The following is a 20,895-nucleotide window of genomic DNA, read 5'->3' as shown; positions in this document are numbered from 1 at the left end:
GGGCGCGAAGCGCGGGATGAATGCAAAACGGGCCGGTGTGACACCACACCGGCCCGCCAGTTGACCTGCTGCCCGGATCAGGCCGGAGCAGTCGCGCTGCCCGGCTTCACCTCGGCGCCCGCACCGCCGCCCGAAGACGGGTCGATACTCGGCGGCGAGCTCTTCGGCGCGCGGGGCGGACGACCCGCCATGATGTCGTTGATCTGGTCGGCGTCGATCGTTTCCCATTCCATCAGCGCGGCGGTCATTGCTTCGACCTTGTCGCGATTCTCTTCGAGCAGCCGCTTCGCGAGGTTGTACTGCTCGTCGAGCATCCGGCGGATTTCGGCATCCACCTTCTGCTGCGTCGCCTCGGAAATCGCACGCGTGAAGCCGCGGCCGAACGGCGAGCCTTCGTTTTCGTCGTCGACGTAGACCATCGGCCCCAGCGCATCGGTCATGCCGAAACGCGCCACCATCGCGCGGGCGGTAGCCGTGGCCTTGTTGAAGTCGTCCGACGCGCCCGTGCTGATCAGGTTCAGGAACAACTCTTCGGCCACCCGGCCGCCGAACAGGATCGCCAGACGATCGAGCAGATATTCCTTCGAATACGTCTCGTTGTCGTGCTCGGGCAACTGCCACGTGACACCCAGCGCACGACCGCGCGGGATGATCGTGACCTTGTGCACCGGGTCGGCCTTCGGCAACAGCTTCGCGATCACCGCGTGGCCCGACTCGTGATAGGCGGTTGCCCGCTTCGATTCCTCGCGGATGACGGCCGACTTGCGCTCCGGACCCATGAAGATCTTGTCCTTCGCGTCCTCGAAATCGATCATCTCGACGATGCGCTTGCCGCGGCGCGCCGCGAACAATGCCGCCTCGTTCACGAGGTTCGCGAGATCGGCGCCCGAGAAACCCGGGGTGCCGCGCGCGATCACCGCCGCGTCGACGTCGTTCGCGATCGGCACCTTGCGCAGGTGCACCTTCATGATGTGCTCGCGTCCGCGGATGTCCGGCAGGCCGACATACACCTGGCGGTCGAACCGGCCCGGCCGCAGCAGCGCCTTGTCGAGCACGTCGGAGCGGTTCGTTGCCGCGATCACGATGACGCCGGAGTTCGCCTCGAAGCCGTCCATCTCGACCAGCATCTGGTTCAGCGTCTGCTCGCGCTCGTCGTTGCCGCCGCCCATGCCCGCACCGCGATGACGGCCGACCGCGTCGATTTCGTCGATGAACACGATGCACGGCGCATGCTTTTTCGCCTGCTCGAACATGTCGCGCACACGCGCCGCGCCGACGCCGACGAACATTTCAACGAAGTCGGAGCCCGAAATGCTGAAAAACGGTACTTTCGCTTCGCCCGCGATCGCACGCGCAAGCAGCGTCTTGCCGGTCCCTGGAGGGCCCACGAGCAGCACACCGCGCGGGATGCGGCCGCCGAGCTTCTGGAATTTCTGCGGATCGCGCAGGAAGTCGACGAGTTCCGATACCTCTTCTTTCGCCTCGTCGCAGCCGGCGACGTCGGTGAAATTGATCGAGTTGTTGTTCTCGTCGATCAGCCGCGCGCGCGATTTACCGAACGAAAACGCGCCGCCTTTGCCGCCCCCCTGCATCTGCCGCATCATGTAGAACCAGAAACCGATGATCAGGATGGTCGGCCCGAGATAGTACAGCGCGGACATCAGCGCGCTCGGTTCGTCATCGGCCTTGCCGCTCACCTGGACGCCGTACTTCATCAGGTCGCCCACCATCCAGATGTCGCCGGGCGAGACGATCTGGTATTTCTGGCCGTCTGCCGGAGTGACCGTGAGGTTGCGCCCCTGAACGACGACACTCTTGATCTTGCCGTCCTTCGCATCGTCCATGAATTGCGAGTACGACACACCTTCCTGGACACGAGGCTTGTCGAACTGCTTGAACACCGTAAACAGCACCAGTGCGATAACCAGCCACACTGCTGCCTTCGAAAACATATTGTTGTTCAAAGCACCACTCCTTCACTCATAGACGGGCGCCTACATTTGCCTTGCGGCACCACTAATGCATTCTAATCCAGTCCGCAGACCCCTGCCATAACGTTTCGCTACTGCACAAATAGCGTCGCGCGGCCCGCGGCGCCCGACTGCGCGGCGCTGCGGAGCATGCGGGCCGGGCCTGGCGCAGCGCGCTCAGCCGGGCTGTTTCAAATGCTTACCCAAAATAAACGTTTCCGACGATTTGTCCCGCGACGCTTTCGGCTTGCGGGCTGCCACCGTCCTGAACTGACGTTTGAACTTTTCAACAATCTGGCTATAGCCGCTGCCGTGAAAGCATTTCACCAGGAGCGCGCCGTCCGGCTTCAGATGGTGCTGGGCAAATTCCAGCGCGAGATCGCATACATGCTCGATCCGCGCGGCATCGGCCAGCGCCACGCCAGACAGGTTGGGTGCCATGTCGGAAATTACAAGGTCGACCTGGCGCGCGCCGACGATTTCTTCCAGTTGATGCAGCACCGACTCCTCGCGGAAGTCGCCCTGCAGGAACGTGACGTCGGCGATCGGCTCCATCGGTAGCAGATCGAGTGCGATGATGGTGCCGTCGATGCCGCCCGGACGGTCCGCGTCGCGGCGCATGCCCTGCGCGAGCCGGTTGCGCGCGTACTGGCTCCAGCTGCCGGGCGCGGCGCCGAGATCGACGATGATCTGTCCAGGCCGGATCAGCTTGTCCTGCTCGTCGATTTCTTTCAGTTTGTAGGCGGCACGCGCGCGATATCCCTCGCGCTGCGCCATTTTCACGTACGGATCGTTGATGTGGTCGTGCAACCACGACGTGTTGAACTTGTTTTTTGCCATGAATCGTTGAACTCTTGCTGCGTGATGCTGCGCTTTTAGCGGATAATACGCGTTTGATTTGCGCGGCGGCCCCCACCGGGGGCCGCCGCGTGTTCCGTTGTTCTGACGCGCCGCCCTGCGCGATCGCGCGAAACGATCCAGGCTGCAGGCGCCGTCATTTTAGTCGAGTCCGCCACTTCCCATGCCCGCCCTCAAAATCTCTCCCGCTCAACGCGCCGAACTGCGCTCCGAAGCCCATGCGCTCAAGCCGGTCGTGCTGATCGGCGCCGAGGGTCTGACCGACGCCGTGCTGGCCGAAATCGGCGTGCACCTCGAAGCGCATCGGCTGATCAAGATCCGCGTGTTCGGCGACGAGCGCGACGAGCGCGTGGCGATCTACGAGCGGATCTGCGATGAACTCGGCGCCGCGCCGGTCCAGCATATCGGCAAGCTGCTCGTGATCTGGCAGCCGGAAGCCGCGCCGCAACCCGTCGCGCGCAGGCGCGGCGCGCTGCCGAGCGCGCGCGAGGCCGCACAGCCCGACAAACCGGCGCGCGGCGCCGCGCCGCGCGTCGTGAAGGTGGTCAAGCCGTCGGATAACCCGCTGCGCCGCCCGCGGCCCCAGCAGGTCGTCGTGCGCGGCAACGAGCGCGTGACGGCCGGCGGTAACGTGAAGCGCGCGAAAAAGCGCCAGACGGGTGCCAAGCGCCAGCACCAGGGCAACCGGTAACGCAAACGGACGCCGGTTCAACGGCGGACGCGCAGGACCGGTCACCGGCCAATACCGCGCGTTCCTCCCGATTCACCCCAGCATGCGGCCGCCGGCCGGATCGCGCGGCGCTTGCGCTGCTGCTGTGCCCGCGCCGGCCGGCAGCGTCCAGACCAGTACCAGCGCCAGCACGCTTTCGACGCCGTAAAACACGGTCGCCGCGCCGTGCAGCCAGCCAAAACGCAGCGCATAAGCCGAGTGGCCGACGTCGGTGCCCGCCGCCTGGGCAGCGACGCGCAACGCGTTCATGAACGGTTCGAGCGCGAAATATCCGAGCAGCACGCATGCGAGCATGCCCGCCACGAGCCGCCGCGGCTGCCGCCAGACCGGTTCGCCGCGCCGGATCAGGCCATTCGCGAGCGCGAGCAGCATCACGCCGCAGACGGCGCCAATCCAGCCCTCGATACGAAAGAGCTGCGCGGCCACGTTGCCGGCGCTCGTGCGATCGAGCGTGGTGAAAAGAACAGGAGCCGCCGCATAGCCGATCGTCAGCAGGCTGCCCACCCAGAGCATGGCCAGCAGACGGAACAGCCGGTGCGGCACGGCAAGCTTCGGATTCATCGCGCCCCGCCGCTCAGACGTAGCGCACGGCGATGATTTCGTACTCGCGCACGCCGCTCGGGGCCTGCACCGACGCGACGTCGCCTTCGGACTTGCCGATCAGCGCGCGCGCGATCGGCGAGCTGATCGAGATCAGGCCGTGCTCCAGATCGGCTTCGTCGTCGCCGACGATCTGATAGTTGACGGTTGCGCCCGAATCCAGGTCTTCCAGTTCGACGGTCGCACCAAACACCACACGGCCATCCGCGTCGACCTGCGACGGATCGATGATCTGTGCGCCAGCCAGCTTCGATTCGATCTCGGCGATGCGGCCTTCAATGAAGCCCTGCTTTTCCTTCGCGGCGTCGTACTCGGCATTTTCCGACAGATCGCCCTGGGCTCGGGCCTCGGCGATCGAGTTGATGACCGCGGGGCGCTCGACCGATTTCAGGCGTTGCAATTCGTCGCGCAACTGGTCTGCACCGCGCTTAGTCAAGGGAATCGTGCTCATAGACAACTCTGGTAACAAAAAACGGCCATAAAAAAAATCACCGCGGTTAAGTGCATTCCCACGGCACAGGGAGCAAGCCCGCTGCTGCGCGCCGGGAACGCCGCTTAACCGCGGCACTGGCATTCGTGAATGAAACGTGAAGCCTTAGTTTAGGCGAGCATGGAGTCCTTGTAAATCATAGACTTCCAGGTTCTTCAGGTAGCGCAGCCCCTCGACTGCGGCGCGCGCGCCGGACATCGTCGTGTAGTACGTCACCTTGTTCGCCTGCGCGCTCATGCGGATCGAACGCGAATCGGCAATCGCCGAACGGGTCTCGTCGACCGTCGTGAACACGAGCGCGATCTCGCCGTTCTTGATCATGTCGACGATGTGCGGACGGCCGTCTTTCACCTTGTTGACAACCTTCACCGGCACGCCGGCCGCCTCGATCGCGGCGGCAGTGCCACGCGTCGCGACGATCGGATAGCCGAGTTCGTGCAGCATCCGGGCGACCTCGACCGCCTTCGGCTTGTCCGCATCCATCACGGTAAGCAGCACCGTGCCGGACTCCGGCAGGCGCGAGCCTGCCGCGAGCTGCGACTTGAACAGCGCCTCGCCGAAGGTCTTGCCTACGCCCATCACCTCGCCGGTCGAACGCATTTCGGGTCCGAGCACCGGATCGACGGTCGGGAACTTGACGAACGGGAACACCGCTTCCTTCACGCTGAAATACGGCGGCTCGACTTCGCTCGTTACGCGTTGCGACGCCAGCGTCTGGCCGACCATCGCGCGCGCGGCGATCTTCGCGAGCGGCAGGCTGGTCGCCTTCGACACGTACGGCACGGTACGCGATGCGCGCGGATTCACTTCGAGCACGTAGATCACGTCCTGCTTCGCGCCATCGGCCTGCGGCACCTGCTGGATCGCGAACTGCACGTTCATCAGGCCGATCACGTTCAGCGCCTTCGCCATCGCGGCCGTCTGGCGCTTGAGTTCCGCCACCGTGTCCTTCGACAGCGAATAGGGCGGCAGCGAACAGGCCGAATCGCCCGAATGCACGCCCGCCTGCTCGATGTGTTCCATCACGCCGCCGATGAAGACCGCTTCGCCATCGGCAATGCAGTCGACATCGCATTCGATCGCGTCGTTCAGGAAGCGGTCGAGCAGCACCGGCGAGTCGTTCGACACCTTGACGGCTTCGCGCATGTAGCGCTCGAGATCGCGCGGCTCGTGCACGATTTCCATCGCGCGGCCGCCGAGCACATACGACGGACGCACGACGAGCGGGTAGCCGATTTCGTCGGCCAGCGCGAGCGCTTCGTCTTCGGTGCGGGCAGTGCGGTTCGGCGGCTGGCGCAGACCGAGGTCCTGCAGCAGCTTCTGGAAGCGCTCGCGGTCTTCCGCGGCGTCGATCATGTCCGGCGACGTGCCGATGATCGGCACGCCGTTCGCCTCGAGATCGAGTGCGAGCTTCAGCGGCGTCTGGCCGCCGTACTGGACGATCACGCCGACCGGCTTTTCCTTGTCGACGATCTCCAGCACGTCTTCCAGCGTCAGCGACTCGAAGTACAGGCGATCGGACGTGTCGTAGTCGGTCGACACGGTTTCCGGATTGCAGTTGACCATGATCGTTTCATAGCCGTCCTCGCGCATCGCGAGGGCCGCGTGCACGCAGCAGTAGTCGAACTCGATGCCCTGGCCGATGCGGTTCGGGCCGCCGCCGAGCACCATGATCTTGCGCTTGTCGGTCGGATGGGCTTCGCACTCTTCGTCGTAGGTCGAGTACATGTACGCGGTCTTCGTCGCGAACTCGGCCGCGCAGGTGTCGACGCGCTTGTACACCGGGCGCACGTCCAGCTCGATGCGGCGCGCGCGCACGCCGGCCGGCTTCGCGCCGAGCAGCTTCGCGAGGCGCCGGTCCGAAAAACCGCTCTGCTTCAGATACTTCAGCTCGTCCTTCGACAGGCTCGCGAGCGTGCGGCCGGCGAGCGCCTTTTCCTTCAGCACGATCTGCTCGATCTGCGCGAGGAACCACGGGTCGATCGCGGTCTCCTCGAACACTTCCTGCTGCGACATGCCGATGCGGAACGCGTCGCCGACATACCAGATCCGGTCCGGACCGGCTTCGCCGATCTGGCGCACGATCTCGTCGCGGCTCGTGGTCTTTTCGTCGAGCCCGTCCACGCCGACTTCGAGACCGCGCAGCGCCTTCTGGAACGATTCCTGGAACGTGCGGCCGATCGCCATCACCTCGCCCACCGACTTCATCTGCGTGGTGAGACGCGGGTCGGCCTCGCGGAATTTCTCGAACGCGAAGCGCGGAATCTTCGTGACGACGTAATCGATTGTCGGCTCGAACGACGCCGGCGTCTGGCCGCCGGTGATCTCGTTCTTCAGCTCGTCGAGCGTGTAGCCGACCGCGAGCTTGGCCGCGACCTTCGCGATCGGGAAGCCGGTTGCCTTCGACGCGAGCGCCGACGAACGCGAGACGCGCGGATTCATCTCGATCACGATCATGCGGCCGTCGCGCGGATTGATCGCGAACTGCACGTTCGAGCCGCCGGTGTCGACGCCGATCTCGCGCAGCACCGCGAGCGACGCGTTGCGCAGGATCTGGTATTCCTTGTCGGTGAGGGTCTGCGCCGGCGCAACGGTGATCGAGTCGCCGGTGTGGATGCCCATCGGGTCGAGGTTCTCGATCGAGCAGACGATGATGCAGTTGTCGTGCCGGTCGCGCACCACCTCCATTTCGTACTCTTTCCAGCCGAGCAGCGACTCTTCGATCAGCAGCTCGCGCGTGGGCGACAGGTCGAGGCCGCGCTTGCAGATCTCCTCGAACTCTTCGCGGTTGTATGCGATGCCGCCGCCGGAGCCGCCCAGCGTGAACGACGGCCGGATCACCACCGGATAGCCGCCCGAGCCGGTCGCCGCGGCGATTTCCGCGTGGACCTTCAGTGCCTCGTCCATCGAATGCGCGGTGCCGGATTTGGCCGAGCCGAGGCCGATCTTCGTCATCGCGTCCTTGAACTTCTGGCGGTCCTCGGCCTTGTCGATCGCCTCCGGCGACGCGCCGATCAGCTCGACGCCGTACTTCGCGAGCACGCCGTGCGCGTGCAGGTCGAGCGCGCAGTTCAGCGCGGTCTGGCCGCCCATCGTCGGCAGGATCGCGTCGGGACGCTCCTTCGCGATGATGCGCTCGACCACTTCCCACGTGATCGGCTCGATGTACGTGACGTCGGCCGTGTTCGGGTCGGTCATGATCGTCGCCGGGTTGCTGTTGACGAGAATGACCTTATAGCCCTCCTCCCGCAGCGCCTTGCAGGCCTGCGCGCCCGAGTAATCGAACTCGCACGCCTGGCCGATGATGATCGGACCCGCGCCGATAATGAGGATGCTCTTGATGTCTGTCCGCTTGGGCATAACGCTCTCGCTAATGTATTCCTGTGTGCTTTCCGTTCGCGCGCGGGGCCCGCGGGGCCGCACCGGCGCGTTGCGCGCTGTTTTCTTCGCCTGCGTCGCGAGGCGGGACCGGGGCAGGCCCGCGCGGGCCTGCCCGGCGGGCAACCCGCCGACCGTTACGCGGCGGCCGCCGCGCGCGCGCCGGCCTTGTGCTCGTCCATCAGACGGGTGAAGCGGTCGAACAGATAGGCGATGTCGTGCGGGCCGGGCGACGCTTCCGGGTGGCCCTGGAAGCAGAACGCCGGCTTGTCCGTGAGCGCGAAGCCCTGCAGCGTGCCGTCGAAGAGCGACACGTGCGTGACCTTCGCATTGGCCGGCAGCGTCGCGGCATCCACCGCGAAGCCGTGGTTCTGCGACGTGATGACAACCCGGCCGTCGTCCAGATCCTTCACCGGATGGTTCGCGCCGTGGTGGCCGGTCTTCATCTTCATCGTCTTCGCGCCGACCGCGAGGCCCATGATCTGGTGCCCGAGGCAGATGCCGAAGGTCGGGATGCCGCGCTCGATGAATTCCCGCGCGGCCGCAACGGCGTAGTCGCAGGGCTCGGGGTCGCCGGGGCCGTTCGACAGGAACACGCCGTCCGGATTGAGCGCGAGCGCCTCGGCCGCGCTTGCCTGCGCGGGCAGCACCGTCACGTCGCAGCCGCGCTCGGCAAGCATGCGCAGGATATTGAACTTGACGCCGAAATCGTACGCAACCACGCGATACTTCGGCGCCTGCTGCGTGCCGTAGCCGCTGCCGAGACGCCATTCGGTCTGCTTCCAGGCGAACGGCGCGCGCGTGGAGACGACCTTCGCGAGGTCCATGCCCGCGAGACCCGGGAACGAACGGGCGAGTTCGATGGCCTTCGCCTCGTCGGCGGAACCGGCCAGGATCGCGCCGTTTTGCGCGCCCTTGTCGCGCAGCACGCGCGTGAGCTTGCGGGTATCGAGACCGGCGATCGCGACGACGCCCTCGTCCTGCAGATACTGCGCGAGCGTGCGCTCCATGCGGAAATTCGACGCGAGAACCGGCAGATCGCGGATGATCAGCCCGGCGGCATGGACTTTCGTGGCTTCGACATCTTCGGCGTTCACGCCGACGTTGCCGATATGCGGATACGTGAGGGTCACGATCTGGCGCGCGTAGCTCGGGTCAGTCAGGATTTCCTGATAACCGGTGATCGCGGTATTGAAAACCACCTCGCCAATCGTATGGCCGGGTGCACCGATCGAGTAGCCACGAAAGACCGTGCCGTCGGCAAGCGCGAGGAGAGCGGGAGAAAAAGACGGCAACACGGGAGGCTCCTTGGGGGAACACCCTGATGCCGACCTGTTTATCCGACCATGCGGGCCGCGGCTGGCGCATCACGCTGCGCGCGCAGGCCCGCTCGCGTACGGCGACAGACGCTGCCCGGAATCGGCTCGGACCGGTTAGAGACCGGTCGGCTGGGCACGGAGCGTTTGCGACACGCGGCGGATGAACGGTTAGGGGGAGGTAGGCGCTAGGGTGCGGGTTGATAAGCTCAAACCTTGAAATTATAGCCCGAAACCCCCTCTTCCTTCAAATTTGGGATACGCGCGGATGCCGGCGCCCGGCTGCGGCCCATCCCGCGTGCATCCCGCGTGCATCCCGCGCGCGTCAGAGCGGGCGGCCGGCCCCGGATGGACGGGCACGCAACGAGACACGGCTGGGCAGTACGTACCAGATCGCGCTCGCGACCTGCAACGCGACGAGCACGCCCCAGGCGACCTGATGCGCGGCGCGCGGATAGTGCCCGCCGCTCGCCGGCCAGAGGGACAGCACCCCGCCGATCCCCACCTGAAAGCCGAAGATCAGCAGGAAGATGACCAGCGTGAGCGACGTATTGACGCGGCCGGTCAGTTCCGGCGCGAAATGGCGCGCCAGCACGGCATAGGTCAGAATGCCCGTGCCGCCGAACATGCCGTACGCGGCCCACAGCACCGCGGGCGGCAACGGCGCATTGAAGAGGATCAGCAGCTGCGTGAGCACGAACAGCGCCATGCCGATCCCGCAAAACGCGTACAGCGACACGCCGCGCCGCTCCAGACTGCGTGCCGCCGCGCCGAAGCCGACGCACCCCGCCATCATCGCGAAGCCGAGGACCGACACCTGCGCCGCGGCCTGCGGCGGCGCGAGGCCCATCACATCGCGCATGTAGGCGCCGACCCACAGCGACTGCATCGCGTAGAAGACCCCCTGCGTGACGATCGAAAACGACGCCGCTTTCCAGAACACGCCGCTCGACAGAATCGACAGCGTGCCCCTGAACTGAGCCCCGAGCCGCGCCGAGCCGCCGGCCTCGCGGGTGTGCGGCACGATCGCCCACTGACCGAGCGCGACGAGCACCGTCAGCACGCCCAGCCCCGCGCACACCGCGCGCCAGCTCGCGAACGCCAGCAGCCAGTTCAGCGGCGAGCCGACCGCGACGCCGCCGAGACCGCCGATCGCCATCACGAGCCCGTTCATCAGCGGCAGGCGGGACACCTCGAAATGCTGCGCGAGCGCCTTGAACGCGCCGCCCAGACACACGGACACGCCGACGCCGATCAGCAGCCGGCCGAACATCATCGCGCCGATACCCTGCGCGGCCCCGAACACCCCGATTCCCGCGGCGGCGAACAACAGCGTGACCGCGGTCACGCGCCGCGCGCCGAAGTGATCGAGCAGCACGCCGGCCGGAATCTGCGCGCCGGCAAAGCCCAGGAAATAGAGGCTCGTCAGCAGACCGAGGTCCGCCGCGGACAAACCGATGTCGTGAGTGATCAGCGGCGCGAACCCGAGGTTGACGCCGCGAAACACATAAGAGACGAAATAGCCTGCCGAGAACAGCAGGAATACCCGCAACTGAGCCGAAGACATGACAAGGGAAAGGGCCGAAGATCATTCAGACCCAGAACAATAATGTAAACGCCGCATCCGCGCTGCCGAGTCGCCCGGAAGCACGTCCAATGCACGCCCAATGCACGCCTCGGGCAGGCTCCTGAGCGGCCACGAGGCCGGACCGCCGGAATGGGCCGCTGAAAATGAAAACGCCGTCACGGAACGTGACGGCGGGAAAACGAAAAGTGATATCGGAGCGCAATTCATGCGCTGCCCCCGCAGCGCATGTGCTCACTTCCGTCAAGGCCGCTTTGCTCTGTCTTCCTTCTTCGCTGTCGCTGCAGTCTTGTGGCGGCTCGCTGCAGCCTTCGGCGCCTTGCTGGTCGAACGCCGTTCCGCCTTCACCGGCCCAGCCGGCTTCCTGTCGCGACTCTCGCGGGATGCGGCGTGCGTATCGGCCTTGCCTTTGCGTTCATGCGCCTGCGCGGTGTGCGCACGCTCATGCACCGGACGCTTATCGTAGCGCGATTCATGGCGCGTGTCCGCCGCGGCGGTACTGATCCGCTCGATTCCGCCGCCCCGCATGTCGGTGGAAATGCGCTCCACCCTGGGCTCGCTCGGCATCCGCCGGTCAACCGGCACGTGCAGCACGACGACCTCGCCCGCCACCGCATAGTCGCGGCGCGTGTGATTCCAGCTGCGCAACTGGCCCAGCGAGACGCCATAGCGCGACGCGAGCGCCGCCATGCTCTGCCGGCGGCGCACCCGGATCAGCATTTTCCGCGTGTCCGGCACGTCCGGCTCCATCGCGAGCACCGCACTTTCGGCGACGTCGGCGCTGATGTCCTCGTCGTCATCGTCGTCGGTGCGCGGCACGAGCAGTGTGGAGCCGGCTTTCAGCCGCATGCCGACGGGGATCTTGTTCACGTCCATCAGCGTATGGGTGTCGATGCCGAGCTTGTCGGCGATCGCCGCCGGCGTCGCGCGCTCCGTCACCGTGTAGGTGGTCCACGACGACAGGTTGCCGGTATAGGCCTTCAGGTTGTGCTCGAACGCGCTGGCGTTGTCGAACGGCAGCAGGATCTGCGGATTCGTCGCCCCCAGGATGACTGGCTTCTTGAACGACGGATTCAGCGAGCGGAACTCGTCGAGCGTCATGTTCGCGAGCCGCGCGGCAACCGCGACGTCGATGTCGTGCGCGGTCGTCACCGTGACGAAATACGGGTGGTTGGGGATGTACGGCAGCGTCAGGCCGTAGGCCTGCGGATCCATCACGATATTCTTGATCGCCTGCAGCTTCGGCACGTAGTTGCGCGTCTCGCTCGGCATGCGCAGGTCCGCGTAGTCGGTCGGCAAGCCGGCGGCCTGATTGCGCTCGATCGCCCGCTGCACGTTGCCTTCGCCCCAGTTGTACGCCGCGAGCGCAAGCTGCCAGTCGCCGAACATGTCATGCAGCCGCGACAGATAGTCGAGCGCGGCGCTGGTGGATGCGAGCACGTCGCGCCGCTCGTCCTGCCACATGTTCTGCTTCAGGTTGTAGGTGCGGCCGGTGTCCGGCACGAACTGCCAGATGCCCGCGGCCTTCGCGACGGACAGCGCCTGCGGGTTGTAGGCGGACTCGACGAACGGCAGCAGCGCGAGCTCGGTCGGCATGTGCCGCTGCTCGAGCTCCTCGACGATGTGGTACAGGTATTTCTCCGACCGCTCGGTCATGCGCTGCACGTATTCCGGGCGTTGCGCGTACCAGTTGACCTGCATGTCGACGAGGTCGCCCTGCAGGTTCGGCATCTGGAAGCCGCGCCGGATGCGGGCCCACAGGTCCGCGTCGGGGCTCGTGAGCTGCTCGACCGAACCCTGATCGACGTTGATCGTTTCGTTGGCGGCGGAGGTGGTGCGAAGTGCGTCGGCGACCGCTTGCTGGCTGGCGGAATGGGAAGCAGTGGTACCGCTATTCGTTGCCGGCCCCTGGCTCGCGCATGCCGCGAGCATCAGGGCCAGCAACGCACTTAAGATAAATCTCATGAACGTCTCGGCTTCCACAGGACTGGAATTTGCAGCCGATAGTACGAAAGCGAAACGTTTACGTCAATCAGAATAATTCAAAAAACCTAGGCAAATCTTGGGCTTGCAGATTTTTCCGAAATTTGGCGTGAACATGACCCCAATCTCGCACGGGTCAGCGGAACCTGTTCTTCCATTCGCGCATCAGCGTGAAGGCGCTGAGCCGATCCGGCACCGGTTCATGAAGCTGCTCGGCCAGGGTACGCTGGATCGCCGCGTCGTCGGCCCGCAGAAACGGATTGACGGCGCGCTCGTGCGCGATCGTCGTCGGCAGCGTCGGCAGGCCGCATGCACGCAATGCGTCGGCTTCGTCGCGCCATGCCTGCAGCACGGCATTGCCGCCGTCGCAGGCGAGCGCGAAACGGATGTTCGACTGCGTGTACTCGTGCGCGCAATGCACCTGGGTGTCGCCGGGCAGCGCGGCGAGCGCGTCGAGCGAGGTCAGCATCTGCCCGGGGGTGCCCTCGAACAGGCGGCCGCACCCGCAGGCGAACAGCGTGTCGCCGCAGAACACATGCGGCGTGCCGCCCGGATCGGCGGCCTGGAAATACGCAATGTGGCCGCGCGTATGGCCCGGCACGTCGAGCACTGTGAATTCGAGCGCCGGCCCGGCAAGACTCACGCGCGCACCGCCGTGCAGCGGCACCGTCACGTGCTCGATCGGCTCGTGAACCGGTCCGTAGACCGGCACCGGCTGCCCGTCCAGCAGATCGGCCACGCCGCCGACGTGGTCGCGATGATGGTGGGTGAGTAAAATAGCGCTCAACCGCCAGCCCCGCGCCGCCAGATACGCGCGAACCGGCGCTGCTTCGCCCGGGTCCACGGCCACCGCATGGCGCCCGTCCGATACCAGCCAGATGTAATTGTCTTCAAACGCCGGGACCGGCACGTACTCGAGCGCATTCATAGGCCACGCGATTCTCAATATGTCTGACCGACCGATTATAGACTGGCCCGCCTGGACCGATTCGCCGCCGGGCCGCTATGTGCTCGACTGGGAGCAGGCGCAGCTCGACCGCGTGGTGTCGGACGTGTTCGGCTTTCACGCGCTGCAGCTCGGGCTGCCGCAGCTCGACGCGCTGCGCGAGAACCGCATGCCGTGCCGCGGCCTCGTCCTCGACGCGGCGAGCGCCGCAAGCCGGCCGTTCGCGCCGCCGCCCGCGGCTGTGCCGGCGCAGCCGGGCCGCCACGCGCCCGACGGACGCAGCACGGTCTGGTGCGACCTGCTCGACCTGCCGTTCGAGGCGCAGAGCGTGGACCTGATCGTGATGCCGCACACGCTCGAGTTCACCGCCGATCCGCACCGGCTGCTGCGCGAAGCCGAGCGGGTGCTGATGCCCGAGGGGCAGCTCATCATTCTTGGCTTCAACTCGCTGTCGCTGTGGGGCGCGCGGCAATCGGTCGGAAAGATGACCGGCCGGCCGTTCATCCCGGCCGCCCACGACCTGATCGCGTTCACCCGCCTGAAGGACTGGATTAAACTGCTCGGCTTCGACCTCGAGCGCGGGCGCTTCGGCTGCTACCGGCCGCCGCTCGCGAGCGACCAGTGGCTCGGACACTACCGCTTCATGGAGGCAGCGGGCGATCGCTGGTGGCCCATCTTCGGCGCCACCTACATGGTGAAGGCAATCAAGCGCGTGCGCGGCATGCGACTCGTCGGTCCGGTGAAAGTGAAGAAAGCCGTGCGCGCCACGGGCCTCGCACCGGCCGCCACCCCGAACACACGCAACCACGGAAAATGACTTCGGATCTCGTAGAAATCTATACAGACGGCGCCTGCAAGGGCAATCCCGGCCCGGGCGGCTGGGGCGCGCTGCTGCGCTTCGGCGCGCAGGAAAAGGAACTGTTCGGCGGCGAACCGAACACCACCAACAACCGCATGGAGCTCATGGCCGTGATCGCCGCGCTCGAAACGCTGAAGCGCCCCTGCCGCGCGGTCGTGCATACCGACTCGCAATATGTGCAAAAGGGCATCAGCGAGTGGATCCACGGCTGGAAGAAAAAGAACTGGATGACCGCGGCGAAAACCCCGGTGAAGAACGCCGATCTGTGGAAGAGGCTCGACGAAGCAGTCGCCCAGCACCAGATCGACTGGCGCTGGGTCAAGGGCCACGCCGGCCACCCGGAGAACGAGCGGGCCGACGCGCTCGCCAACCGCGGCGTGGCCGCGCTCGCCGGCACCTGAGCGGGCAGCCGGCACGCCGCGGGCTTGCCCGCGCTGGCGCGGCCGGCCGCTTGCCGGCCGCGCGCGACGAACCCGACACGAACCGAACCCCATGCGCCAAATCATCCTCGATACCGAAACCACTGGCCTGAACGCACGCTCCGGCGACCGCGTGATCGAAATCGGCTGTGTGGAGCTGATGAACCGCCGGCTCACCGGCAACAACCTGCACTTCTACGTGAACCCCGAGCGCGACAGCGATCCGGGAGCGCTCGCGGTGCACGGACTGACCACGGAGTTCCTGAGCGACAAGCCGAAGTTCGGGGAAATTGCCGGCGCGCTGCGCGATTTCGTGCGCGGGGCGGACCTGATCATCCATAACGCGCCGTTCGACCTCGGCTTTCTGGACGCGGAATTCGCGCGGCTCGAACTGCCTGCGTTCACCTCGGAATGCGGCGAGGTCATCGACACGCTGGTGCGCGCGAAGGCGATGTTCCCGGGCAAGCGCAATTCGCTCGACGCGCTGTGCGAGCGTTTCGGGATCAGCAATGCGCACCGCACGCTGCACGGCGCGTTGCTCGACTCGGAACTGCTCGCGGAGGTCTATCTCGCGATGACGCGCGGCCAGGAAAGCCTTGTCATCGACATGCTCGGCGAACCGGCGTCGAACGACGGCGAGCGCACGCCACGCGTCGCGCTCCACACGCTCGAATTGCCGGTCGTCGCGGCGAGCGAGGACGAACGCGCCGCACACGAAGCGCTACTCGACGGCCTCGACAAGGCAATCAAGGGGACGAGCGTGTGGCGCCAGCAGCCCGTTCCCGCGGCCGATGAGCCATCCGCTTAAAAAGGGCTTTACGAGCCGACGAAGCTCTGACATAATTCAAAGCTCTTCGGGTGGTTAGCTCAGCGGTAGAGCACTGCCTTCACACGGCAGGGGTCACTGGTTCGATCCCAGTACTACCCACCAGATTCATGGGTACGTAGGAAGCCCGAAGAACAAAGGCCCTCAGGCGAAAGCCGAGGGCCTTTTTCTTTTCCGGCTGCCAAGCCTGCTCCTGGTCACCGCGCCTGCTCCGCCTTCGCCGTCCGATTTGTCACCCGATTTGCCGTCCGATTCGTCATCCGATTCGTCGTCCGAAGGAAAGCCGACCCCGTACACGCCGGACGGCCTTCCCTGAAAAGAGCCGACGCCGCACACTGCCCGCTCCCCGCCGGCCGGCGGCCGCGGCACGCCGATTGCTGACGATCCGGTGCTGCCCCGCTGCAGGGCGGTCGCGCCGCACAGGTAGCCGGCACGCCCCGCACAGACCCGCGCAGGAGTCGACATGGATTCATACGTCTCGCGTTCTCATCATGGCGTGCACGCCGGCACGCGCTCGCGCGTCTGGATGACGTGCGCAATGGCCGCCCTGGCCGGTTTGCTGTTTGGTCTCGACATCGGCGTGATCGCCGGCGCGTTGCCGTTCATCGCCAGGGACTTTCAGGTGAACGACCACACGCAGGAGTGGATCGTCAGCTCGATGATGGTCGGCGCGGCGGTCGGCGCACTGGCCGCCGGCTGGCTCTCGTTCCGGCTCGGGCGCAAATATTCGCTGCTGCTCGGCGCGGCCCTTTTCATCGCCGGCGCACTACTGTGCGCGAGCGCACCCGATCCGGCGTTTCTGATCGGCTCGCGGTTCGTGCTCGGGGTCGCCGTGGGCATCGCGACGTTCACGGCGCCGCTCTATCTGTCGGAGATCGCGCCGGGGCAGGTCCGCGGCGCGATGGTGTCGGCCTATCAGTTGATGATCACCGTCGGCATTCTGCTCGCGTTTCTCTCCGATACCGCCTTCTCCTCTTCAGGCGCGTGGCGCTGGATGCTCGGCGTCGTCGCCCTTCCGGCGGCACTCTTTCTGCTGGGCGTCGTGACGCTGCCGCGCAGCCCGCGCTGGCTGATGATGAAAAGCCGTCACGACGAGGCACGAGAGGTGCTCAACCGGCTGCGAGCGGAAACCGCCGTCGTCGAGCAGGAAATGAAGGACATCGCGCGCCAGCTCCAAGTGAAGGAGCAGGGCTTCGCGCTGCTGCGCACGAATCGCGACTTTCGCCGCTCGCTTGCGCTGGGCGTCATGCTCCAGGTCGTTCAGCAGCTCACAGGCATCAACGTCGTCATGTACTACGCCCCGCGTATTTTCGGCCTTGCCGGCTATAGCGGCCATCAGGCGCAGTTGTGGGGCACGGTGATCGTGGGCGCAGTGAATGTGGTCGCGACCTTCATCGCCATCGGCCTAGTCGATCGCTGGGGACGCCGGCCGATCCTGCTCACCGGGTTCAGCGTGATGGCGCTCGGCATGGGGGCGCTCGGCGGGCTCCTGAAGCTCGGCGTGGCGACGCATGTCGAGCAGTTGCTGGCGGTCGCGATGCTGCTCGTGTTCATCGCCGGCTTCGCGATGTCCGCCGGCCCGATGATCTGGATTCTTTGCTCCGAAATCCAGCCGATCAAGGGACGCGACTTCGGTATCGCGACCTCGACGTTGACGAACTGGGTTGCCAATACGATTGTGGGCGCAACCTTCCTCGCAATGCTCAACTCGTTCGGCCACGCGCAGACCTTCTGGCTCTATGCGGCGCTGAATGCGGTGTTCATCGCGTTCACCTTCTGGTTCGTGCCGGAAACGCGCGGCGTGCCGCTCGAAACGATCGAGCAGAATCTGCTCGCGGGCAAGCCGTTGCGGAAGATCGGGCGGTAGGGATCGCGCCCGATCGCAGCGGCAGGCCGGTCCTATGCTCCGCTGCCCTTGCCGGCAGCCATTCCGGCAAGAGCGGAACGCATGCCGTTTGCTCGAGGCCGCGGCGCCGCAACCCGCGGGCAGGTGACACGCGCCGTCCTCCCCGGCCGGTTTCGTCCATCCTGCGGCGGGGCAACTATAGTGGTGTTGCAGCATCCGACGTGCCGCCAGAGAGTTCCGGCACGTTTCCTTCGTCCCCCACCCCGTTCAAAGGAGTTCGACCATGTCGCCCGAAAAAGTCCTCTACACCGCACACGCTCACGCCACCGGCGGCCGCGACGGCCGCGCCGAGGTGCCCGACAGCAAGCTCGACTTCAGGCTGACGACGCCGCGCGAACTCGGCGGCGCGGGCGGCGACGGGGCGAACCCCGAGCAGTTGTTCGCCGCCGGCTACAGCGCCTGCTTTATCGGGGCCATGAAGTTCGTCGCGGCCCGGGACAAGATCGCGCTCCCCGCCGACCTCTCGATCGACGGCAGCGTGGGAATCGGACCGATCCCGAATGGCTTCGGCATCGAGGTGGAACTGAAGATCTCGCTGCCGGGCATGGCGCGCGAGGCGGCCCAGGCGCTCGTCGACAAGGCGCATATCGTCTGCCCCTACTCGAATGCCACGCGCGGAAATATCGATGTGACGCTGACGATCGTCTAGCGTGCGCGGCGCCCGGCTCGGGCCCCGCGCGGGCGGCAGCGCGCCGCGTATGACGGCGCGCTCGCGGGCGCCTCGCCAGTGCCCGCTGGGCGGCCGGCAGCGGCCGGCGGCCGCGCGCTCAGGCCTGACGCAATACGTTGTCGAGCGAGCGCGCAGCCACGCGGTCGCCTTCGGTTGAAAGCGGCGAGCGAAACACCGTCTGGCGGTTGTGTCCGGCCGCCGCCGGAGAATCCCACAGCAACTCGACCTGCGCACGCCGATGCCACCACGCCGCATGGGCCAGCGCCTGCGATCCGGCAGCGTGCGCGCCCGTTGCCGATGCAAGCCCCGGCGCATCGCCGGCGGCCGCCGTCGCGGGCGCCGGCAGCGCGGCGGGACTGCCGCCCCGCGCGCCCTGCAGCCAGCGCACCGACAACTCCCGCGCATCGTACTGGCCGACCTTGCGGCTTTCCGCCCAGACGACGACGGTCCGCGTCGCCGCATCGAGCGCGATCGCAAAACGGCCGATCGCAAAGCGACGCGCCGCGACATTCGTGCGCCACAGCGCGCGCGGACGGCAAATCCACAGCACCGCGGCATACAGTGCCGGCGCCGCCACCAGCCAGCCGTTGGTCGCCGCGACCGCATGCAGCGCGCGGCGCGCGCCGGCGCTCCAGACGAACGCGCCCACCGACCACACCGCAAACACAAGGCCGAGGCAGGCAAACAGGCGCAGCGCCTGGCGCAGCCACTGCGGCAGCGGATGAAACGGCCGCTCGGCGCGCGCCCGCGCGCCCGGCAGAAATACCAGCAGGAACAGCAGCAGCAGGTTGATGCACGCCCACGGCGACGACGCCATCGCCGACAGCGACGCCAGCAGGTCCATGCCCGACATCGAGAACAGCCAGCGCGCGAGCATCACGAGACCGATCGCGCGCAACGCGAAAATCGTCCCGGCTCCGGGGATCGCGTTCGCCTGCGTGTCTTTCGTTCTCGCCAAAGCATTCTCCTGTCGTCGATACGCCGCTCGCCCACGCTGCGGCACGGCCATTATAGGGATATTACCGAGGCGGCTCAGGCTTGCCCGTCCCAAAAAAGGCCATTGGCCGGGACCCGTGGTGCCGGTGCGGCCCGCATACGACAACGCCCCGCGTGTTGCGAACACGCGGGGCGTTGTCGGGCGGCTCGGCCCCGGCCCGGAAAGGCGGGGCCGAACGACCGGGGGCGGGGGTCAGCCGGCGTTGACTTCGCGCAGCACCGTGCGGCGCTTTTCGCGCAGCAGCGCTTCGTACGTGGCGACGTAGTTGCGCGCCATCACGCGCGACGAGAACCGCGATTCGAACGCCTTGCGCACGTTTTCGCGCGGCAGCAGGTGCAGGCGGTTGACGGCGGCCACCGCGCTGATCTCGTCCTCGACGACGAAACCCGACACGCCGTTGTCGATCACTTCCGGCACCGAACCGCGCTTGAACGCGATCACCGGCGTGCCGCAGGCCATCGCCTCGATCATCACGAGGCCGAACGGCTCCGGCCAGTCGATCGGGAACAGCAGCGCGTGCGCATTGCCGAGGAATTCGGTCTTTTCGGCCTCGCTGATTTCGCCGATGTATTCGACGTGCGGCAGCGACATCAGCGGCTTGATCACTTCTTCATAATAGGCGCGGTCCGCCTTGTCGAGCTTGGCGGCAACCTTCAGCTTCATGCCCGCCTTGCCGGCAATGTGGATCGCCGTGTCGAGCCGCTTTTCCGGCGAGATGCGGCCGAGGAACGCGAGGTAGCCCGGCTCGACATCGGGGATCGGCTTCAGCAGGTTTTCCGGCAGGCCGTGGTAGACGGTCGACAGCCAGTTTGCCTGCGGCAGCGGCATGCGCTGGTTGTCCGAAATCGACACGACCGGCACGTCGCTGAACGTGTTGAAGATCGGCTGCAGTTCCGGCAGGTCGAGGCGCCCGTGCATCGTGGTGAGGAACGGCACGTCCTGGCGCGCGAACAGCGAGAACGGGTAATAGTCGATGTGGAAGTGAAGCACTTCGAATTCGTCCGCCCGCCGGCGCACTTCTTCGAGCAGCAGCATGTGCGGCGCCATCACGTCGCGAATCGACGGGTCGAGGCGCAGCGCCTGCGGCCAGAACGCTTCGAGCTTCGCCGAGGTCTTCGAGTCGCCGCTCGCAAACAGCGTGACATCGTGGCCCTCCTCCACCAGCGCTTCGGTCAGGTAGGACACCACCCGTTCCGTACCGCCATACAGCTTGGGAGGAACCGCCTCGTGCAGCGGAGCGATTTGAGCGATTCGCATGGAAAGAACTCCTCGAATAAAGAAAGCAATTGACTGCAATAGATTGGAAGCGACTCGCGTTGCTCGCCTCGCCAGCCGCCCCGTAGGCCCGCGGCCCGGCGTCTG

17 protein-coding genes and 1 tRNA gene are annotated in these 20,895 nt (G+C 66.2%); 7 read left to right on the top strand and 11 right to left on the bottom strand.

Going from position 1 to position 20,895, the window contains the following annotated elements:
• Nucleotides 1-77: 77 nt before the first annotated feature.
• Both ftsH and AC3AP7_RS03660 read right to left on the bottom strand, forming a co-directional pair.
• Nucleotides 78-1,964 carry an ATP-dependent zinc metalloprotease FtsH gene (gene ftsH / locus AC3AP7_RS03665; protein ID WP_475765463.1) on the bottom strand — a complete coding sequence of 629 codons (1,887 nt, stop codon included), beginning with the start codon at nt 1,962-1,964 and terminating at the stop codon, nt 78-80.
• Between the two features lie 183 nt (nt 1,965-2,147).
• Nucleotides 2,148-2,810, bottom strand: coding sequence for an RlmE family RNA methyltransferase (locus tag AC3AP7_RS03660; protein ID WP_475765464.1), 663 nt, complete (start codon nt 2,808-2,810; stop codon nt 2,148-2,150).
• A 181-nt stretch (nt 2,811-2,991) separates the two neighbouring features.
• Between AC3AP7_RS03660 and AC3AP7_RS03655 the strand changes: the two genes are divergently transcribed.
• Nucleotides 2,992-3,519 carry a YhbY family RNA-binding protein gene (locus tag AC3AP7_RS03655; RefSeq protein ID WP_475765466.1) on the top strand — a complete coding sequence of 176 codons (528 nt, stop codon included), beginning with the start codon at nt 2,992-2,994 and terminating at the stop codon, nt 3,517-3,519.
• 72 nt (nt 3,520-3,591) lie between these two features.
• On the opposite strand, the gene AC3AP7_RS03650 is transcribed toward AC3AP7_RS03655, so the two are convergent.
• The 7 genes from AC3AP7_RS03650 to gloB all read right to left on the bottom strand — a co-directional run bounded on the left by AC3AP7_RS03650 (nt 3,592) and on the right by gloB (nt 13,838).
• Nucleotides 3,592-4,101 carry a DUF4149 domain-containing protein gene (locus AC3AP7_RS03650; protein ID WP_475767805.1) on the bottom strand — a complete coding sequence of 170 codons (510 nt, stop codon included), beginning with the start codon at nt 4,099-4,101 and terminating at the stop codon, nt 3,592-3,594.
• A gap of 31 nt (nt 4,102-4,132) precedes the next feature.
• Nucleotides 4,133-4,609 (bottom strand): transcription elongation factor GreA, encoded by a 477-nt coding sequence (greA, locus tag AC3AP7_RS03645; protein WP_475765469.1) that lies wholly within the window; start codon nt 4,607-4,609, stop codon nt 4,133-4,135.
• A 144-nt stretch (nt 4,610-4,753) separates the two neighbouring features.
• The gene (carB, locus tag AC3AP7_RS03640) at nt 4,754-8,008 is read right to left on the bottom strand and encodes a carbamoyl-phosphate synthase large subunit (protein ID WP_475765471.1); all 3,255 of its coding nucleotides are present in this window, start codon (nt 8,006-8,008) and stop codon (nt 4,754-4,756) included.
• A gap of 155 nt (nt 8,009-8,163) precedes the next feature.
• Nucleotides 8,164-9,324 (bottom strand): glutamine-hydrolyzing carbamoyl-phosphate synthase small subunit, encoded by a 1,161-nt coding sequence (gene carA, locus AC3AP7_RS03635; RefSeq protein ID WP_475765473.1) that lies wholly within the window; start codon nt 9,322-9,324, stop codon nt 8,164-8,166.
• Between the two features lie 343 nt (nt 9,325-9,667).
• Nucleotides 9,668-10,909 (bottom strand): MFS transporter, encoded by a 1,242-nt coding sequence (locus tag AC3AP7_RS03630; RefSeq protein ID WP_475765475.1) that lies wholly within the window; start codon nt 10,907-10,909, stop codon nt 9,668-9,670.
• A gap of 261 nt (nt 10,910-11,170) precedes the next feature.
• Nucleotides 11,171-12,892, bottom strand: a complete 1,722-nt coding sequence (locus AC3AP7_RS03625; protein ID WP_475765477.1) for a transglycosylase SLT domain-containing protein — start codon at nt 12,890-12,892, stop codon at nt 11,171-11,173.
• 154 nt (nt 12,893-13,046) lie between these two features.
• Nucleotides 13,047-13,838, bottom strand: coding sequence for a hydroxyacylglutathione hydrolase (gloB, locus tag AC3AP7_RS03620; protein WP_475765480.1), 792 nt, complete (start codon nt 13,836-13,838; stop codon nt 13,047-13,049).
• Nucleotides 13,839-13,857: 19 nt separating this feature from the next.
• On the opposite strand from gloB, the gene AC3AP7_RS03615 reads away from it, so the two are divergent.
• From AC3AP7_RS03615 to AC3AP7_RS03590, 6 genes are all read left to right on the top strand, one after another.
• Nucleotides 13,858-14,673: a class I SAM-dependent methyltransferase gene (locus AC3AP7_RS03615; protein ID WP_475765482.1), complete on the top strand. Its 816-nt coding sequence runs from the start codon at nt 13,858-13,860 to the stop codon at nt 14,671-14,673.
• Nucleotides 14,670-15,116 carry a ribonuclease HI gene (rnhA, locus tag AC3AP7_RS03610; protein ID WP_475765485.1) on the top strand — a complete coding sequence of 149 codons (447 nt, stop codon included), beginning with the start codon at nt 14,670-14,672 and terminating at the stop codon, nt 15,114-15,116. The genes AC3AP7_RS03615 and rnhA overlap by 4 nt, the downstream gene beginning before the upstream one ends.
• Nucleotides 15,117-15,207: 91 nt before the next feature.
• Nucleotides 15,208-15,942: a DNA polymerase III subunit epsilon gene (gene dnaQ, locus AC3AP7_RS03605; RefSeq protein ID WP_475765488.1), complete on the top strand. Its 735-nt coding sequence runs from the start codon at nt 15,208-15,210 to the stop codon at nt 15,940-15,942.
• Between the two features lie 48 nt (nt 15,943-15,990).
• Nucleotides 15,991-16,065 (top strand) — tRNA-Val (locus tag AC3AP7_RS03600).
• 358 nt (nt 16,066-16,423) lie between these two features.
• Complete coding sequence (locus AC3AP7_RS03595) at nt 16,424-17,827, top strand: sugar porter family MFS transporter (protein WP_475765492.1); 1,404 nt, start codon at nt 16,424-16,426, stop codon at nt 17,825-17,827.
• A gap of 262 nt (nt 17,828-18,089) precedes the next feature.
• Entirely contained in the window at nt 18,090-18,515 is a 426-nt protein-coding gene (locus tag AC3AP7_RS03590; protein WP_475765494.1) for an organic hydroperoxide resistance protein, read from the top strand.
• 118 nt (nt 18,516-18,633) lie between these two features.
• On the opposite strand, the gene AC3AP7_RS03585 is transcribed toward AC3AP7_RS03590, so the two are convergent.
• Nucleotides 18,634-19,494 (bottom strand): hypothetical protein, encoded by an 861-nt coding sequence (locus AC3AP7_RS03585; RefSeq protein WP_475765496.1) that lies wholly within the window; start codon nt 19,492-19,494, stop codon nt 18,634-18,636.
• 231 nt (nt 19,495-19,725) lie between these two features.
• Nucleotides 19,726-20,790, bottom strand: a complete 1,065-nt coding sequence (locus AC3AP7_RS03580; protein WP_475765499.1) for a glycosyltransferase family 4 protein — start codon at nt 20,788-20,790, stop codon at nt 19,726-19,728.
• Between the last annotated feature and the right edge of the window lie 105 nt (nt 20,791-20,895).

This window comes from Paraburkholderia sp. PAMB 6770 (genome assembly GCF_057748135.1).
The sequence above is the reverse complement of the archived record's forward strand: the minus strand, read 5'-3'. Positions and strand labels throughout refer to the sequence as shown.

Excerpts from the sequence above, each read along its gene's own strand:
- AC3AP7_RS03660 (WP_475765464.1), bottom strand. The coding sequence starts at position 2,810 with ATGGCAAAAAACAAGTTCAACACGTCGTGGTTGCACGACCACATCAAC.
- AC3AP7_RS03655 (WP_475765466.1), top strand. The coding sequence starts at position 2,992 with ATGCCCGCCCTCAAAATCTCTCCCGCTCAACGCGCCGAACTGCGCTCC.
- greA (WP_475765469.1), bottom strand. The coding sequence starts at position 4,609 with ATGAGCACGATTCCCTTGACTAAGCGCGGTGCAGACCAGTTGCGCGAC.
- carB (WP_475765471.1), bottom strand. The coding sequence starts at position 8,008 with ATGCCCAAGCGGACAGACATCAAGAGCATCCTCATTATCGGCGCGGGT.
- AC3AP7_RS03630 (WP_475765475.1), bottom strand. The coding sequence starts at position 10,909 with ATGTCTTCGGCTCAGTTGCGGGTATTCCTGCTGTTCTCGGCAGGCTAT.
- AC3AP7_RS03625 (WP_475765477.1), bottom strand. The coding sequence starts at position 12,892 with ATGAGATTTATCTTAAGTGCGTTGCTGGCCCTGATGCTCGCGGCATGC.
- gloB (WP_475765480.1), bottom strand. The coding sequence starts at position 13,838 with ATGAATGCGCTCGAGTACGTGCCGGTCCCGGCGTTTGAAGACAATTAC.
- AC3AP7_RS03615 (WP_475765482.1), top strand. The coding sequence starts at position 13,858 with ATGTCTGACCGACCGATTATAGACTGGCCCGCCTGGACCGATTCGCCG.
- rnhA (WP_475765485.1), top strand. The coding sequence starts at position 14,670 with ATGACTTCGGATCTCGTAGAAATCTATACAGACGGCGCCTGCAAGGGC.
- dnaQ (WP_475765488.1), top strand. The coding sequence starts at position 15,208 with ATGCGCCAAATCATCCTCGATACCGAAACCACTGGCCTGAACGCACGC.
- AC3AP7_RS03595 (WP_475765492.1), top strand. The coding sequence starts at position 16,424 with ATGGATTCATACGTCTCGCGTTCTCATCATGGCGTGCACGCCGGCACG.
- AC3AP7_RS03590 (WP_475765494.1), top strand. The coding sequence starts at position 18,090 with ATGTCGCCCGAAAAAGTCCTCTACACCGCACACGCTCACGCCACCGGC.
- AC3AP7_RS03580 (WP_475765499.1), bottom strand. The coding sequence starts at position 20,790 with ATGCGAATCGCTCAAATCGCTCCGCTGCACGAGGCGGTTCCTCCCAAG.